This is a genomic window from Brevundimonas goettingensis (genome assembly GCF_017487405.1).
GTDB classification, from domain to species: domain Bacteria; phylum Pseudomonadota; class Alphaproteobacteria; order Caulobacterales; family Caulobacteraceae; genus Brevundimonas; species Brevundimonas goettingensis.
In genome coordinates this window covers 3411050-3427629 of sequence record NZ_CP062222.1, presented here as the reverse complement: position 1 = coordinate 3427629, position 16580 = coordinate 3411050, and the positions used below count along the sequence as shown (strand labels likewise).

At 60.9% G+C, this 16580-nt stretch carries 17 protein-coding genes; 8 read left to right on the top strand and 9 right to left on the bottom strand.

Going from position 1 to position 16580, the window contains the following annotated elements; all coding sequences use genetic code 11:
* Positions 1 to 104: 104 nt before the first annotated feature.
* From IFJ75_RS16830 to IFJ75_RS16820, 3 genes are read right to left on the bottom strand one after another with little or no spacing between them, the layout of a single operon-like run.
* Positions 105 to 1331: a GIY-YIG nuclease family protein gene (locus IFJ75_RS16830; protein WP_207869648.1), complete on the bottom strand. Its 1227-nt coding sequence runs from the start codon at positions 1329 to 1331 to the stop codon at positions 105 to 107.
* The gene (locus IFJ75_RS16825) at positions 1324 to 3390 is read right to left on the bottom strand and encodes a DEAD/DEAH box helicase (protein WP_207869646.1); all 2067 of its coding nucleotides are present in this window, start codon (positions 3388 to 3390) and stop codon (positions 1324 to 1326) included. Before IFJ75_RS16825 ends, IFJ75_RS16830 begins: the two co-directional genes overlap by 8 nt.
* Before the next feature lie 2 nt (positions 3391 to 3392).
* Positions 3393 to 6161, bottom strand: a complete 2769-nt coding sequence (locus IFJ75_RS16820) for a class I SAM-dependent DNA methyltransferase (protein WP_225896878.1) — start codon at positions 6159 to 6161, stop codon at positions 3393 to 3395.
* A gap of 124 nt (positions 6162 to 6285) precedes the next feature.
* On the opposite strand from IFJ75_RS16820, the gene IFJ75_RS16815 reads away from it, so the two are divergent.
* Positions 6286 to 6660: a hypothetical protein gene (locus IFJ75_RS16815; protein WP_207869644.1), complete on the top strand. Its 375-nt coding sequence runs from the start codon at positions 6286 to 6288 to the stop codon at positions 6658 to 6660.
* A complete protein-coding gene (locus tag IFJ75_RS16810) occupies positions 6653 to 7645 on the top strand; it encodes a hypothetical protein (RefSeq protein ID WP_207869642.1) in 993 nt (330 codons plus the stop codon). The genes IFJ75_RS16815 and IFJ75_RS16810 overlap by 8 nt, the downstream gene beginning before the upstream one ends.
* A 3-nt stretch (positions 7646 to 7648) precedes the next feature.
* On the opposite strand, the gene IFJ75_RS16805 is transcribed toward IFJ75_RS16810, so the two are convergent.
* The 5 genes from IFJ75_RS16805 to IFJ75_RS16785 all read right to left on the bottom strand — a co-directional run bounded on the left by IFJ75_RS16805 (position 7649) and on the right by IFJ75_RS16785 (position 10302).
* Positions 7649 to 8065, bottom strand: coding sequence for a hypothetical protein (locus IFJ75_RS16805; RefSeq protein WP_207869640.1), 417 nt, complete (start codon positions 8063 to 8065; stop codon positions 7649 to 7651).
* The gene (locus IFJ75_RS16800) at positions 8058 to 8381 is read right to left on the bottom strand and encodes a hypothetical protein (protein ID WP_207869638.1); all 324 of its coding nucleotides are present in this window, start codon (positions 8379 to 8381) and stop codon (positions 8058 to 8060) included. The genes IFJ75_RS16805 and IFJ75_RS16800 overlap by 8 nt, the downstream gene beginning before the upstream one ends.
* A complete protein-coding gene (locus tag IFJ75_RS16795; protein ID WP_207869636.1) occupies positions 8378 to 8857 on the bottom strand; it encodes a hypothetical protein in 480 nt (159 codons plus the stop codon). The genes IFJ75_RS16800 and IFJ75_RS16795 overlap by 4 nt, the downstream gene beginning before the upstream one ends.
* On the bottom strand, positions 8854 to 9426 hold the full coding sequence (locus IFJ75_RS16790) for a hypothetical protein (protein ID WP_207869634.1): 573 nt from the start codon (positions 9424 to 9426) through the stop codon (positions 8854 to 8856). Before IFJ75_RS16790 ends, IFJ75_RS16795 begins: the two co-directional genes overlap by 4 nt.
* An 87-nt stretch (positions 9427 to 9513) precedes the next feature.
* Positions 9514 to 10302, bottom strand: a complete 789-nt coding sequence (locus tag IFJ75_RS16785; RefSeq protein ID WP_207869632.1) for a hypothetical protein — start codon at positions 10300 to 10302, stop codon at positions 9514 to 9516.
* 864 nt (positions 10303 to 11166) lie between these two features.
* On the opposite strand from IFJ75_RS16785, the gene IFJ75_RS16780 reads away from it, so the two are divergent.
* The 6 genes from IFJ75_RS16780 (at position 11167) to IFJ75_RS16755 (ending at position 14623) form a co-directional block, all read left to right on the top strand.
* Positions 11167 to 11385, top strand: a complete 219-nt coding sequence (locus tag IFJ75_RS16780) for a hypothetical protein (protein ID WP_207869630.1) — start codon at positions 11167 to 11169, stop codon at positions 11383 to 11385.
* A 41-nt stretch (positions 11386 to 11426) separates the two neighbouring features.
* On the top strand, positions 11427 to 11600 hold the full coding sequence (locus IFJ75_RS16775; RefSeq protein ID WP_207869628.1) for a hypothetical protein: 174 nt from the start codon (positions 11427 to 11429) through the stop codon (positions 11598 to 11600).
* A 135-nt stretch (positions 11601 to 11735) separates the two neighbouring features.
* The gene (locus tag IFJ75_RS16770) at positions 11736 to 12632 is read left to right on the top strand and encodes a hypothetical protein (protein ID WP_207869626.1); all 897 of its coding nucleotides are present in this window, start codon (positions 11736 to 11738) and stop codon (positions 12630 to 12632) included.
* A gap of 159 nt (positions 12633 to 12791) precedes the next feature.
* A complete protein-coding gene (locus IFJ75_RS16765) occupies positions 12792 to 13358 on the top strand; it encodes a recombinase family protein (protein ID WP_207869624.1) in 567 nt (188 codons plus the stop codon).
* 12 nt (positions 13359 to 13370) lie between these two features.
* Entirely contained in the window at positions 13371 to 13673 is a 303-nt protein-coding gene (locus IFJ75_RS16760) for a type 1 periplasmic-binding domain-containing protein (protein ID WP_207869622.1), read from the top strand.
* Positions 13674 to 14146: 473 nt separating this feature from the next.
* Positions 14147 to 14623: a peptidase S1 gene (locus tag IFJ75_RS16755; RefSeq protein ID WP_225896877.1), complete on the top strand. Its 477-nt coding sequence runs from the start codon at positions 14147 to 14149 to the stop codon at positions 14621 to 14623.
* 90 nt (positions 14624 to 14713) lie between these two features.
* Here IFJ75_RS16755 and typA read toward each other — a convergent pair whose 3' ends face one another.
* Positions 14714 to 16546, bottom strand: coding sequence for a translational GTPase TypA (gene typA / locus IFJ75_RS16750; RefSeq protein ID WP_207869620.1), 1833 nt, complete (start codon positions 16544 to 16546; stop codon positions 14714 to 14716).
* Positions 16547 to 16580: the final 34 nt, after the last annotated feature.

Genomic DNA, 16580 nt, shown 5'->3' with positions numbered 1-16580 from the left:
CTCAGCGGTATCTGGATGTTCATGGGTCACGCCCCGTGCTGGACATCTACGCGCGGCGGACAATCACAAACCGTTTCTGAAACCAGTCCGGGCCTGGGAGAGCATTATGACCGGCGCAAACGCCCAGCCTGTGGGTCGTAAATGAACTCGACGATACTGCCGTCGCGAATGCGCTCCACGGCCTCATCTATCGCGCTGATTGGCACCAAGAACCACTCGCGCGGCTTCACGTCATTACCGAACCGGTCAGGGATCGTGAGATCGAAAAGCGCGGGCGCGAACACTTTGTGGATGAGGGCTTCGAGCTTGCGACACTGAATGCCGTAGACTTTGTAGGTGGCGACGACCTCTACGTCTGCGAGCAGGTAGGTCGCGCTCTTGTTCGCCCCGGCAATGCGTGCGGCCACGTCTCCGCCAGTCACGCCGATCTTGTGAAAGACCTGGCGGTGTTCCGCGACGAACGGCTGGTCCGACAGGCTACGCAGAACGTAAATCGTGCCGTCTTCGATCTCGCCGTCGTCGGCCGCGCTACCGAAAACCGCGCTTGGCGCGGTGTCTTCAGCCACGCCTCCAAAGAGCGGCCCCGCATCGGGTTCAGTGATCCGACGCCCAGCGTCGTCCTTGTAGAGAGCGCGCTGCAATGAGCGGAGCAGTAGATCGCTCTCGGTGCCGTTGGAATAGATCACGCGCAGACGCGCGTCGGTCTCGCCGTTCGGTGCCTTGATAGGTTCTCCTACCGACGCGACGTAGGCGATCTGACCGCCGACGATGAAGAAATCCCCCTCGCGGATGTCGGCCTTCTGGAAGCCGGCGTCACGAACAAATCGGCGGGTGACACGCACGCCCGCATCGAGGTCTCGCTGGACCTCGGCGAACAGCGGCTCGAAGACCTCGAAGTCCTCGCAACGCTCACGTCCAGCGATGTCTTCGGCGGCCTGACGCTCTTCGCGCGACGAGACGTGCCGCAGCTTGGTGATGTCCTGATCGTTACTGCCGGCGAGTTCAGCACGCAGTGCTTCGAGGTCCATCTCCTCGGGTTCGACGGGCACCGCCTCGGAGTTCAGGAGACCGTTCTTGTCGAACGCGGCGAGCAGGGTCCGGCATTCTTCCAGACCGCGCATTCGATCCAGGCGCACGGCGTAGAGCCGCTCGAAGATGTCGCGATCTTCGCCGTGCAGAGGCGCGCGACCGTGCTCTTCGAAGAAGCGCACTATGTCCTCGAAGCCCGCGATGATGCGCTCCTCGCGTGGTGTGTGGGTCGCCGCCTCAGTCTCGGCCGGAGCGAAGTCGGCGAGTTCGGCGCGCAGGTCGTCGAGGCTCAGGTCAGCCATACTTGCCTTCCCGGTCGTAGCGCATGAAGGCGGCGGCGCCCTCGGCCAGTGTCCGCTCCCACTCATCGGCAGCGTCCATCAATGGCGAACGACCACGCTCGCGACGGAAACGAACGGCGCGCGCGGCGTAGTCCTTGGCCTCCTCGGGTGAGAGCGTCGTGCGTTTCGCCGAAATCACCGACTGGACCTGCTTGAGGGTGGCTTCGTTCATGGACTTGGCCAGGACGGCATAGGCGGTCTCGAACGGGTTGATGCGGTCGATCAGATCGATGTCGAGTTCCTTGACCTCAATAGCCAGCCGGCGGACGCCATCCAACAAAGCTGTGTTTGCCTTCGGCTCGCCGGGCGTGTCAGGCGTAGCAGCGAGTTCCTTGGCCTTCTGCGTTAGGTTCAGTGCTGCGATGGCGTGCTGGCGGATCGCCTCCTGATCCTCGGCACTCATGTCGGGATACTTGTCGCGGACGATCTTGCCCATGCGGACTTGGGTCAGTTCCTCGGGCACCGTCTCCTCGTCGAACAGACCCCGTTCGAGGGCGGTCTTATCCTGCACGAAAGCCGTGATGACCTCGTTCAAATCCTCCTGGCAGACACGAGTCGCCTCGGGGCTTTTCGGTTGAACCAGGCCGCCGATCTCGAAATGGAACTGGCCCGTCTGGTCGTTAAAGCCGACGTTGGCCTTGCCTTCCTGATAGCCGTCGTCGCCGTAGTCGAAGCCCTCGATCTTCCCGTGGTCCTTCGGCGTGAAGTTGAAGCGCGGCGCCAACACCTGCTCCATCAGAAGGCTCGCGGCTATGGCCTTCAGGGTGTCGTTGATGGCATCGACGACGGCACCTTCCGAGGCGTCTGGCTCCGCAATCAGATTGGTAAAGGATGCGCTTTCCTTGCCGGGCGCGTCGCGGGTGGCGCGGCCGATGATCTGGATGATCTCGGTCAGGCTGGAGCGGTAACCGACCGTCAGGGCATGCTCGCACCAAATCCAGTCGAAGCCTTCCTTGGCCATGCCGAGAGCCAAGATGATGTCCACATGGTCGCGGTCGTTCTTATGCGACGGGTCTTTCAAGGCGGTCAGCACTTTGGCGCGTTTCGCCTGATCGCCATCATCGACCAGATCGGCGATCTTGATGATCCGGCCGTCCTCCAGCTTCACACGATGGAATCCGGTCGTCGGGTCGGCGCCCAGCCATTCGCCGAGGCAGTGCATGATGTGCTCCACCTCCTTGATCTTGTCCGCCGTGCTCTCGCGCGAGTTCACTGATGGGATGTGGACGATGGTCTTCTTCGACGGATCAAGCACGGCTTCGATGGCGGTTAGATACCGGCCGCTGTAGAAGAAATAGCCGATGTTCAGCGACTTGAGGTGCTCGTAGCCGTTCAGTTGCTCGTAGTAGGTGTAGGTGACGGTCTCGAACCTATTCTCGTCCTCGGGCATCAGCACCGGTGCCGCGTCGCCCCGGAAATAGCTCCCTGTCATCGCCACGATGTGCGCCTTGCCGCGCCGGATGAACTCGGCAAGTTGGGCGCCCAGCCGATTGTCGGGGTTGGCCGAGACATGATGGAATTCGTCCACGGCGATCAGCCTTCCGTCGAACGCCTCGACCCCAAGCTGGTCCACGGCGAACCGGAAAGTGGCGTGGGTGCAGACAAGCACCTTGTCTTCGCTGGCCAAGAACTGGCCGACCGCCTTCACCTTCGATGGATCAACGCGCTGTTCGTCAGGGCCGGGCGCGTTGCAGAGGTTCCACTGAGGCTTCACCGTCCAGTCGGCCCAGAAGCCGAACTTCGACAGCGGCTCATCCGCGAAGCTGCCGCCGATTGACTTCTCCGGCACGACAATGATCGCCTGTTTGAGGCCCTGGTTGTGAAGCTTGTCCAGCGCGATGAACATCAGCGCGCGCGACTTGCCCGAAGCCGGCGGCGACTTGATCAGCAGATACTGTTCTCCTCGCCTGGCGTAGGCGCGCTCCTGCATCGGACGCATACCGAGTTCGTTGGCCTTGGCAGATGCGCCGGTGCGGGCCGTCGTGAAGCTGACGGCGGGAATGGGTTTGGCCGTGGTCATTTTCACGCGGCAACCTTGGTCGGGCCACCGGGCTTGGTGGTCATCTTGGAGTAAAGTTCGAACAGCTTCTCCAGCCGCTCAGTGTCATTGCGAAATCGCCGCCCGATGTAGATGCGTTCTAACAACTCGTCATTGGCCTCGTGGGCGCGGCGAAGGTCTTCGGGCATGTCGTTTGGTTCGTAGAGGTCACCGAGTGTAGCCGGGAAGTGTGCCTCGCGGGCGAGCACGATGTTCTCGGCGCAGCGGATAAGGTCAGCCTTATTCTGCTGAGTTAGGCTGGGGACCGGAAATGTATTCCAACCCATCGTATTTGAGTATGAGAAGCGCAGTTCCAAACGCGCGCAAACAGTGCCAATCCAAACCCAATGAAGACGCGATGCAATCAAAGACATCACCCAAAGTGGCTGATCGTAAATTGCGTAACATTTATGTCCAATGACCGCCCCGTCACTCGCTACGGTGACGGGCAAGTAGTCCCGATTCTCGGAAGTGATAGCGGGGATGATAATTGCTGTTTTTCCAGAGGCCGGAGAAAGCTGGACGAACCGGTGAGATATTGGGGCCTTGTCTCGCGTAGAGGGTGCCTTGCTCTCTCGCCTGAACTTCGCAACTTTATCTACTTGCGACCGCACGAAATCATTCTCAAGCACAAGGTTGAGGTCAGCATCAATCAGCCAGAGACAACACCGAGGAACTCCAGAGATCACCTCCTGCGCGCCCCAAAAATCTTTGATCAGTGACGACGGAACAGCGTGTTTACCCAGCAAGTCCTTCTTCTCGGACTGCTCAAATATGAGGTGGCCTCCGTCCTTTGCCATGTTGCCGATATACATTTGCGGCCTGTCGCCAATCGGCTTCTGCAACGGCTGAACGACTTGATCTGACCCTGCCGCCAAATAGGGACCGATCACCCCAACTTCCTTCCGTTGCCCGTCATCATATATGAATCGTGGGCCATCCTGACTTGAAAGACCGACGATAACGACAGTCACGCCAGCATTGTTGGAAGCCAGATTTGCCCACCTAAAAGAACGATGCGCGAACGATATCCGCTGGCCGGCAGAGAACACTATCGGCCAAAGAATAGGCACCTGTTCGCCCTGACATATCGAGTTAGTCGCGACAAACGCACCGCCCGCGTTCGGAACATACCTCATAAAATCACTCAGCTTCACGAACCACGCGGCAACATAGTCCAAACTCTTGTGCTTATCGGTTCGACTGCCAAGAAGTGCGAACAGGTCTGATTTTTGATCTTCTTCCTTCTTGTTTCTTCCTTTGTAGGGGGGGTTACCGCAGATGTAGGTTTCGCCTCCCTCGTTCTCGAAGTCGATCTCGGCTTGGTCGAGTGGAGTCTGGAAAAGATCATCCGAGGTGACTCTTACGCCAGTGCCTGTTGGAGGGCAGACGCTCAACCAGTCCAGGCGCAAGGCGTTGCCGCAAGTGATCCAGTTCTCCGCGCCGAGCGGCAGGAACTCGGCAATCGCCTCCTTCTGTCCACGATAGGTCACGTCAGACTGATACTCGGCGATGATGAGGGCGAGCCGTGCGATCTCAGCCGGAAAGTCGCGAAGCTCGATCCCCCGGAAGTTGGTGAGAGGAATGTCGGAACGACGATCCGGCTCTCCGCGTCGCTTGTTGATCTCGAACTCGATCTCGCGCATCGCCTTGTAGGCGATCACCAGGAAATTGCCCGACCCACACGCCGGGTCGAACACCCTAATCCGAGCCATGCGTTTGCGGAGGTTCAGTAGCTTTTGAGGGCTGTCGCCGGCCTCAACGAGCTTTTCGCGCAGATCGTCGAGGAAGAGCGGATTCAGCACCTTCAGGATGTTGGGGACGCTGGTGTAGTGCATGCCCAGCGAGCCGCGCTCATCCTCGTCGGTCACCGCCTGGATCATCGACCCGAAGATGTCCGGGTTGATCTTCCGCCAGTTCAGGCTCCCGATGTGCATCAGGTAAGAGCGCGCCACTTTGCTGAACCGGGGCGCCTCAGTGCTGCCGCTGAAAAGCTGACCGTTCACATACGGGAACTTGCTCGCATACCGCGGGAGGTCAGCCGCCTCGCGATCCGCCGGCTTGGTGTCCATGGCGCGGAAAATCTCGCCGATAACCTCGTGGGTCATGGCGGCATCGCCGGCCGACATCTGTTCGACTGTCTTGATGAACAGCCCTTCGGTCAGGAAGATGTCGGTGTCCTCGGCGAAGAAGCAGAAAATCAGCCGCGCCATGAAGTGGTTCATGTCGTGCTGACGCTCGATGGACGCCCAGTCCGGGTTTTCCTTCAGAAGCTGGACGTAGAGCTTGTTAAGACGACCCGTCGCCTTCACATCGAACGAGCTTTCGCGGATTTCCTTGACCGTGGTGATCCCAGCCAGCGGCAGGAAGAAGCCGAAGTGATCGGGGAACTCGGCGTAGGTGCAAGCGACCGTGCCGCCGCCGTTCAGGTCTTCCGCTTGGAACCACGCGCCGTCCGTCGCAACGATGAACTTGGCCTTGGCCGAGGCGGTCTTAGGGCTGTCGCGCAAGGCCTTTAGGGTGTCGTCCACGGCGCCAGGCGCGCAGGTGGCGATATGGATGTTGTTGCGCTGTAGGACGCCGCCCGGCACGTCGGACTGATTGGTCGATCCAGTCCTCAGCCGCTTGATCGTGGTTGCTGGGTTGTCGAAGGCGATCAGAAACTGAAACGGGAACTCGGCCGCGTCGAACGGTTCAAGCGCGAGGTTGGATACAGCTTCTTCAATCTCAACGGGATTCATGCGCTGGACCATACGAAGTGCGCCCCCATCGCAGCAACTCACGTCTTCCAGTCCAGGGCCGGCTTGCGTCCGATATGGTGGACAAGCGCGGAGTCCATGAGAGACTCAACGGACTTTCACCGATGATGGAGGTCCATTGGCGCCCGCTGAACCCGCGCTGCGATGCCTTGCCGTCGCAGTCAGACTCGATGCGAAGAATGAGATCGACAGCTTCGAACTCACGCATCTCCTCGATGATCTCGCCGGTTCTGGACAGTGGATGACGACGCTGGAGTGGTTATTCGTAGAGCCGCCGCAGTCGGCCGCCGGCGAGGTCACTGCCCCTGTCTCGTTGCCAGAAGAAATCGCCGTGAAGGCGATCCTGGCGGACCTAACCAACGAGCCGCACCGCATTCTCTTCGATCACGCCATGACTCCCGCTGAAATCAGGCGGTGGCGTTGGGTGGCGTTCCAGATGGACCTAAATCCCGAGGGGCGTGGTCGCTTTCCATGGGAGCGGGGCCATGGATGAAGGATTGCTTGGCTGGGCGACCGCCTCTCTCGTAAAGCTCGACGACGAGCAGCCCGGCGTCATAGCCAGAGTGCTGACCGCATCATCTGGCCGGCGCCAGGCCATCTTTGCCGCGCTCTCGGCGCAGGAGAATGGCGAGGTCGTCGGCGAGGACTCGTGCTTGCTCCCGCGCAAACTGGCCGAGGTCGTTCGCCATGGCCGCTCAAGCGACATCTTGCGTCATGCGTTTCGTGATGTGCCGCAAGGCCTCCCTGGATTGCTCCAGCGGATCGGCGACCGGCCACTCACTCACGCCCGCGCCTACCTCGACCTGCGCGAGATGCTCTTGCGCGGCGACATGCGAAGCGCAGACGCGCTGAGCCAGTCCGGCCGAATCACTGTTCGCAAGCTGGAGGTGCTGGCCGCTCTCGATGCGCGCTGGCGTCACCAACACACGCTCTCGCGCCTCGATACGCCCGCCGAGGCAACGCGCTTCAACGCCGCCGTGGAGTTCGTGCAGAGCGTTTGTTCGAGGGCTGACGACGACGCGGTAGCCGCAGCTATCGCCGCGATGGGACCATCATCTACGCTCCCCAGACTGCTGGATCGCCTCGTTCGACGCGCCGACCGTTTGCCCGAGCACCCGATCCAAGCCGGCGACGACGAGCTACGACCATTCACGACCATGCGTGACTATCTCGATGCCGCACGACGATACAGGAACTGCCTCGCCAGCAAGCTCGACCATGTGGCAGCGGGGCGCCTCGCCATCGCGGAGTTCCGGGGGGAGGCGTTGCTCGAATTTCGACCGTTAACCGCCGAGGCCGGACGCGGATGGATGCTTTGGATGGTCCACGGCCACAGGAACTCGCCGGTGGCTTGCAAGGTCTGCGAGGCGGCCGAGCAGAAGTGTGATCTGCTCGGCATCCCTCGCGTCAACGAAGGCGCCGGCGGGTCTCGGTGGCGCAGCTTCAGAAGCTTCGCGCGTCAGGTGGACTGGGATTGAGACTTATCCGACGCCCATACCGGCAGCGGAATAGGCAGCTTCCACCTGTTCCACTGCGTGCTGTAAGGCTTCTCTGTTTCCACGGCACGCGATCAAAGCAGTCCGCACATCGAGGCCGATGATCAGGAGCAGTTCAAACTCGCCACCGACGACGTGGAAGATGTGCTTTGGCTCGGACGCATAGGGGCGAATTCCAAGATATCGGACGGTCATCCAAATATCCGCTCCAAACGGGCGAAAATCGAAGCTCCCGGCTTGATCCCGCAACCTGTCCATTACGCGCAAGGCTGTGACGACGATGCCATCGTAATTCGTCAGCGGTGGGGTTTTCCATGCACTCCCCGGAAGGTCCGAGAAGTCTCCTCCAGAGATATCCACATTGCGCTCAGGAACGACGGCCTGTTGGCGAGACTCACTCATCGCCGTCTCCGTCACTCGCCGAGTTCGCGAACGCTTCACAGCCCATGTCGAGTTCGATCACGACCGTCAGATCGGCTTCGTTTTCGGCCCATGATTTCATAGTGACGATGTAGCCGACCGCATTGATCGTCCACCGACCAGGGACATATTGGATGGCGTCATCAGCTTCGACCTGAGTCCAGATTCTGTTGTCCCCAACGGCGTCGAGGAATACACATTCGTCCGGGTCGGAGTCGTCGAACAGGAGCCAGTCATCGTTCTGCTTGATGATCGGAATGAAGCGTTCTTCCCATTCTTGTTCGGTCAACATGGTCATGGTTCACCGATCCCGGCGACACGTTCCGTGATCCAGCTTTCTCTGTAGACCTTCCAGACGTCAGCGGCAGCGTGAACCCCACACCATCTGCGCCAGTCGGATTGAGCTTTCCGAATGGCCTTCTGCACATTCGGCGCGACTACCGGCCATGGCGACCACCCGAGGCCGTCAGGGTCGGTTAGAATGACGACCCAGCAGTTCTGCAATGAAGTGTCTTTCGGTGACTTGGCGCACTCATAGTCGTCCGTAGGCTCGAAAGTGACTTCCTGCCCGATGTGCTGCGACCCCCAAGCCTTTTTGGAATGGTAATAGCCATCCCCGCCGGGGTGCCGGCCGGGCTTCAGCGTGACCAGTTCAGCGTCCCCGTCCTCGAACTTGGTCCAGATGTTTGCGTCAGGCTGGTTTGCCAGTTCGTCGATCTCTTCGACCCCGTAGAACTCAGGATCGAAGCCCTCCCACCATTCATCGTTGGTCATTGGACTTCCCCTTGGATCGCTGCGGGAGTCGCCAGCCGTTTGGCGAAATGAGCGTCCAGCCGGTCGCGCTGACGCTCGAACCATGCGGCGCAGACCGCGCAATCGGCGCCCGGAACATGGAAGGTCGTGTGGCAGTCCACGCCAACGAGCGAAACGCCATTTCGTCCTTCCCATCGAAGGGTCGGCTTGAGATCGACCCACCATTGATCACCATGCGTGATGATAATTCTGGGCGAGTTCCGCGAAGGCCAGAACGCCACTGTCACTTCGTCGTCCCGTCGCGCGCTCATTCCATTGAAGGTTTTTCTGATCAGGTCGCGGACCTTTTTCCGCCGGTCGAGGTCACCGATCCCCCGTTCGATCTGAACGGCCAGCGGCCTGAAAAGCGCGTCGATCACCCCGGCCACTGCCGCGCTCAATCGACAATTTGTGATCTGCTGCTGCGTGAGGCCGTCTAAGAACTGGTGCGCGAAGGCGATCTCTTTCGTCTCAGTCGCTGAAACCACCTCGGGCGGATCGACGATGACGGCGCGACGCGACTTTCGCGTCTTATACTCAACTGTAAACACGGACTTTCTCCAGAGGCATGTTGCTCTGGAGAACATGACCGACGCCGGCCAGCGGCACATGCGGTTCTGCGGACGGGGTTGGAAGACCTACTTTTCCAACCTCATCCCAGAATAAGTCTTGCGCGCGTCTGTGATAGTCCTCTCGTGAGGTAGTTCGCGAAGCCCGATGCCCAGCCGCCGGAGTTCGTGTTCCACCGCATCTCCAAATTGCCGATTGGACAATCTCGACAACGGCGGGAGGCCGCCGGGCCATAACTTTTCGATTACGACGGGAAGGAGCTTCGTCCACACCCTGCCAGCGGCAGCGGCCTTCTCCCGATAAACCGCTTCCTCATCCAGGGCGGGCACCACTACGATGTCGAACAGCGGTTCGCTGGCAACCCGTCCGACCGACTTCATCCAATCATCAATCACGACGTGCGCGCACGCCGACGATGGCATCGATGAGCGATCAGTGAGGGGCGAGCCTCTGCGGGCCATCAACGTGACTGTGCCGCGCTGAATTTCATTCGCGAATGCCTCGGTGGCTCGCTCGAAGAGTAGCTTAGCTCTCTCACGGATGATGAACGACGTCACCTGACTGACTGCTGGCGGGATTGATAGGTTCGGGAGATCGACCCAGTTGACCCGATGGCGAACGGCACCGCCGCTAACGAGCCAGACCAAGGCCAGCCCCTTCCCGGTTCTTTGCTGGCGAACACGCAGTTGTTCGCCGGCCTTTGATAAGCCCGCAATGGAAAACACGTCACGGAGTCGCTTCGTGGGCAATGTCGATCTGAATTCGGGGATGAGATCGGAGAGGAAAGATTCGCGTCGCGAGGCCGACAAGGCTGTAGTGAAGGCGGCACTCAGGAGCGATTGAAATTCAGAGGACATGCGCTTTTAGTGGCGTGAGCGATTTGGCTTCGCCTGATCTCTGAAGTGCATTCATCAGGATTCCGTAAGCACGGTTCGTCGCGCGTCACCGCATCTGCGGCGCCACGGAAACCGTCAGCCATCTTTGAATGCGGTGTCTCCCAATATCACGAGGAGCTTTGTCCTTTTCTCCCCTGTCGCCAGGACGATGAGCATCGTCCGCGACAAGAGAGATCAGACATCACTTATCGCGAATGTCCCAACCGGCGACGATCCGCGTCTATAGCGGAAGCTGGCGGTTCCCCGAGACCAGCATGTAATCGCCCGATCCTTGCCATGCTCGCTTGTGTGCTTTGTGAGGCGGTCGAGCTTCGGGGCCTGTTGGCGATGTGGCGAGCAGCCTTTTTCATCGGTCAACGCCTTGTGCTCGGAGCAGCAGTTATGGTGGCAGAACGGTTATGGGGGAAGTTGCCCCCAAGCTAACGGCCCCTGCGGTTGGATGGACAAGGGCGCGTTCGGACGGGCGTGAAATTGATCAACACGCACACGTCCTCCTTTGTTTGAAATGCCTTTCGAGAGCCAAGCTCTCCAAGCGGCCGTCCTTCAAGCCGCGCACCCAGATCGAACTGGTCGGGCTATCAGGTCCATCTTGTTGGGCGTTCTCCCACGTTTCTCGGTCAGTCGTCCCGATAGCCGTTTTGCGGCGGGGCAACCGCGCTTGTCCCCTGAACGATATGGATGGCCAACGCCGTTGGCCTACCTTCTATTTATGCACGAATGCTGATGGCCTGACGATATCTTTCCGCACCTGGCTCGCCGGCTTCCGTTGATAAATAGGGCTACCGATCCGCGATGTTGTGGTCGGCAAAGCGACCACGGAGCCAGATGTTCGACCTCTACGAATTCATGCTGAAGAGCCGTCTAACGACGAGCCGTCGCCACTGCGCCACCTATTGGTGTCAGATGGCCCCGAACTATCTCGTGATTGGTGGCCCCTCTGATACGGCCATGATCACGGTCTTCCGCCGGCTGATTTCAGAGGGGCGATGGGCGGCGGCCTATCGAGTGGCGCACGCCCTGCTTTTCGGACAGGTGCGACGATGAGCTTACCGGTGGCTCCGTTCCAAACTGACCATCATATCGAGATGGCCATCGACCTCGATGACGCCACCGACGATGCTCGCCGCCTATTGGCCGAGTCCTGGTGTTGCGAGAACGCGGAGAAGCGTTGGTTCAGGAGCGTCGACAAGCTGAAGCAGACCGTGCGCTTCTCGTTTCAGTGTCGTCGGGACGCTGTTCATTTCTGGCTGTCGAACTAACGAACGCATCTACCACCTTGCCCTCAGCCCATTATCCGGTTCCTTGAACGCCGTGACAGATCGCCGACCCGGTGTAATCATCGACCGATGGGGACGTTTCGACCCCTGCCAGATCAACCCCGGCGGCGCAGCTTGATGGCCAGTATTGATGAGATGGCTCGGAAAATTGCGGTGCGAATCGGCTCGCTAAGCGAAGAGGAGCGCGTCCAACACAACACAAGCCAGATCAGAGAATCTGAGCGTCAACACGCTCTTTTCAAAGCCGCGTTCGATCAGGGCAAATGCTATATCTGCGACGCAGACCTGACGACGTTCGTTGAAAGAGTCCCCTGCCTCCACTGGTTCCTCCGACCTCCCGGCGTGAAGAAACGGCACTACCCTGCCGTCGCCGAGAAGTTCGGTATGATGGCGATTCAAAGCTGGGTGAGGTGGGTCGCTAACGAGGGGGGCTGGGCGAAAAACATCGCCGACACTGCCGATGAAAACCACGTTGTCCAAGTGACCGCCCGATACGGCGATTTTTCGTGGTCGATATCATGCGGCAAGTCGGACTTTGCGGGTCATTCAGGGAAGAACAGCGACTTTCCCCATTACCACTTACAGATGTGGATCAATGATCGACCGTTCATCAGCTACAATGATTTCCACTTCCGTATCCACGACGACGAACTCGCTATTTTGAAGGCGATGGATGCCTCGGGGGTGAAGTCTAAATTCGTTTTCGGAGAAAGCTTCGATGACCTCATGGCTGCTGTTGAACCCGAGTGGGTCATCAATCTACCGGTCATCGAAGGTAACCCTGACAGCGCGCCGTTCAGGATGGAGACTGTCATAGTGGCCGACGAGGGGACCGTCATGTCAGGTGAGATGATCTATGACATGATCCAACAGGCAAAGGCGGACGGCGTAACCATCGCCAGCCGCGCTTCCACAATTCCCAACGCAACGGCGAGGACCATCATTACCGAAGGCCCCGGCGTAGTGGACCCGGCCCCGCGAGAAGGTGGTCGAGGATCGAAGCGATTAGCTTGATAATGACGATAGCATCAGCAGTTGAACAACCCCCCTCCCCTCAATAGCCCACGCCCTCGTGAGACTCCCCGAGAGCCTGGTTGCAGTGTCTCACAAGCATTCTGATCGCCTTTTGAGAGACCTGTGTCACACTGTCTGAGAACCGTGTGAGGAGGGTCGATGACGGGTGCCTTGGTTGGATACGCAAGAACGTCGTCGGCCGAGCAACGAGCCGGCCTGGAGGCACAGGTCGCCGAACTCCAAACCGCCGGCGCCACCAAGGTCTTTCAGGAGCATGTGAGCAGCGTTGATGCTCAGCGTCCACAACTCCGCGCCGCCCTCGATTGGGTGAGAGACGGCGACACCTTCATCGTGACCAAGCCCGACCGTCTGGCCAGAAGCGTCACCGACCTCCTGCGGATCGTCGAAGACCTGAAGGCCCGCAACGTAACGCTTCGGATCATGAGCATGGGCGTCGATACCTCGACCGCGACCGGGGTGCTCATCCTCCAAGTGCTGGGCGCGGTGAGCCAGTGGGAACGCGAGATCATGCTGGAGAGACAGCGTGCCGGGATCGCCAAGGCCAAGGCTGAGGGACGCTATCGAGGACGCGCTCCGACTGCCCGCGCCAAGACGCCCGAGGTCTTGCGTCTGAAGGCTGAAGGCCAGACCGTCGCCCAGATCGCACAGAGCGTCGGGATCAGTCGAGCAAGCGTCTACAGGGCGTTCGTAGAGGCTGGTGCTTAGGAGGAGAGCAGCGTGTTCGTGGTTCGCCTATCAGGCCCGTCCAGAGAGGACTGGAAAGCGTTTGGGAAGCGCGACGACGCCTTCCAACGCTTCGCCCAAGCTCGGCGGAAGATCATCGACGATGAACTCGATGATGTCCGCGCAGTGATGTTCCAAGTGCCTGGAGAGACTGATGCACGCCAAGCCGTGGAGAAGATCAAGAGTGGCGACCCTGACGTCATCATGGTCGAGAAATCTTGGATCACCCTGTCGGCCGATGAGGAAGCCGAGATCATGAAGCTGATCCACGACATGACCAGCGAAAAGACCCCGTAGGGCGGTTAGAGACGGCCCTGGAGCCGTTCTGAAGCCGCGTGACCAGGATCATGGCCAAGAATGGCGAGCACCGTCTGGGAAGGCTCCAGAGGGCCTTAAGGGACGGACCCGCGCGCCACGCCACCACGGCCGGCCAAGACTGACCGTCCATCGCGTTCAATCGACTACGGCTTGCTGACGCTGTGGCCGCCCGTGCCCGACGTCAGCAACGGTCGAAGGCAACCGTCCCAGCCGTTGACCACGCCTCCACATCGGCCTCTGCTGACCCGCTCTAAGCCCCCGAGTCCCAGAGCATCCTATGACCGACGAAACCGATCCTTCTGGTGTCCCCTCGGCTCCACCAGGCGGTTTCCCTTGTCGATACGGACTGTCCGCCCCGTCGGGGGGGCAGTGGCCGGGGTTCTTCCGCCGGTTCGCGTATCCGTGATAGCGTGACGGCGCCGGCCAGATCCTGAGCCGGGAACGGGGAAATAATGACCACACGAATTCTGATGGGCGCGACCGTGTTCGCGGCCGTCCTGGCCGCGAGCGCGCCGGCTCTGGCCCAGGACGCCTCGCTGGATCCGGTGTTCGGCTCTGTGACCCTGAAAGCCGGGTTCCAGCCGGATCCGCGCAGCGTCGACATCGTCGCGGGCGGGACCGAGGACGCCTCGCATCTGGGCGGGGCCTGCGTCGGCATGGTCGGCGATGCGCCGGATTACCGGCTGAACTACACCGCCGGCGGCCTGCCGCTGAACATCTGGGTCTATGCGGACGTCGACACCACCCTGGTGGTCAATGACCCGGACGGCGAATGGGTCTGCAACGACGACGGCGCCGGCGACGGCGGCAACGTCAATCCGGGCCTGCGCTGGGCCACTCCGCCCAGCGGCGTCTACGACATCTGGATCGGCCGCTACGGCAAGGGCGACGGCGCCCAGGCCCGCCTGGTCTTTACCGAGAACCATTGACTCGTCGGACAGCAAAAAGGCCGCCCCAGCGACGGGGCGGCCTTTCCAATTCCGGTTGCTCTGGCGACGGCCCCAGGTCGGGCCGAGTCCTTACTCGGGGCGAGCGCGCTTCTTGCGGAACGAGGGGTTCAGGATCTGCTTGCGCAGACGGATCGACTTGGGCGTGACCTCGACCAGCTCGTCGTCCGAGATATAGGCGATGGCCTGTTCCAGCGACATCACGCGCGGCGGGGTCAGGCGCACGGCCTCGTCCTTGCCGGAGGCGCGAACGTTGGTCAGCTGCTTGCCCTTGATCGGGTTGACGTCGAGGTCGTCCCAGCGGGCGTTCTCGCCGATGATCATGCCTTCGTAGGTCTTCTCGCCGGCGCCGACGAACATGATGCCGCGGTCTTCCAAGTTCCACAGGGCGAAGGCTGCCGTGTCGCCGTCCGAGTTGGAGATCAGCACGCCCTTCAGACGGCCGGCGATCTCGCCCTTGTGCGGCTCATAGTGGCTGAAGACGCGGTTCAGCACGCCCGAACCCCGCGTGTCGGTCAGGAACTCGCCCTGATAGCCGATCAGCGAGCGCGAGGGAGCCTTCAGGCTGATGCGGGTCTTGCCGGCGCCCGACGGGCCCATGTCCGACAGCTCGGCCTTGCGGGCCGACAGCTTTTCGATGACCACGCCGGTGAACTCGTCGTCGACGTCGATCATGACGTCCTCGATGGGTTCCAGACGCTCGCCGTTCTCGCCGGTCTGGTAGACCACGCGCGGGCGGCTGATCGATACTTCGAAGCCTTCGCGACGCATGTTCTCGATCAGAACGCCCAGCTGCAGTTCGCCGCGGCCGGCCACTTCGTAGGCGTCGCCGCCTTCGGTGGTGGTGACGCGGATGGCGACATTGGCCTCGGCCTCCTTGAGCAGGCGGTCGCGGATGACGCGCGACTGGACCTTGTCGCCTTCGCGGCCGGCCAGGGGGCTGTCATTGACCGAGACGGTCATGGAGATGGTCGGCGGGTCGATCGGCTGGGCCGGCAGGGCTTCGGTGACTTCCATGGCGCACAGGGTGTCGGCCACGGTCGCCTTGGACATGCCGGCGATGGCGACGATGTCGCCCGCTTCCGAACCCTCGTCCAGGGCCTGGCGCTTCAGGCCGCGGAAGGCCAGGACCTTGGTGATCCGGCCGCGCTCGATTTCCTTGCCGTCGCGGTCCAGAGCGTGAATGGCCATGCCGGGAACGGCCTTGCCGCTCTCGATCCGGCCCGTCAGCAGACGGCCGAGGAAGGGGTCGCTCTCGATCAGCACGTTCAGAATCTGGAACGGCTTGTCCTTGTTCTCCTGCACCTTGGGCGGCGGCACGTGGCGCACGATCAGGTCGAACAGGGGCGCCAGGGTGTCGGACGGTTCGTTCAGGTCCAGCGTCGCCCAGCCGGCGCGACCCGAGGCGTAGATGTGCGGGAAGTCCAGCTGCTCTTCGGTCGCGCCGATGGCGGCGAACAGGTCGAAGGCCTCGTTGTGGACGCGGTCCGGATCGGCGTGGGCGCGGTCGACCTTGTTGATGCACAGGATGGGACGCAGGCCCATCTTCAGGGCCTTGGTCAGGACGAATTTCGTCTGGGGCATGACGCCCTCTTCGGCGTCGACCAGGATGACGCAGCCGTCCACCATGCCCAGGATGCGCTCGACCTCGCCGCCGAAGTCGGCGTGACCGGGGGTGTCGATGATGTTGATGCGGGTTTCGCCGGCTTCACCGTTCCAGAGCACCGAGGTGCATTTGGCCAGGATGGTGATGCCCCGTTCCTTTTCCTGGTCGTTGGAGTCCATGGCGCGTTCGGTCGTGGCCTCATTGGCTCGGAACACGCCCGACTGGGCCAGGAGTTGGTCGACCAGGGTCGTCTTGCCGTGGTCAACGTGGGCGATGATGGCGACGTTGCGAAGGTTCATATCGTGTCGTTCAATGCGAAAAGGCGGCCGACAA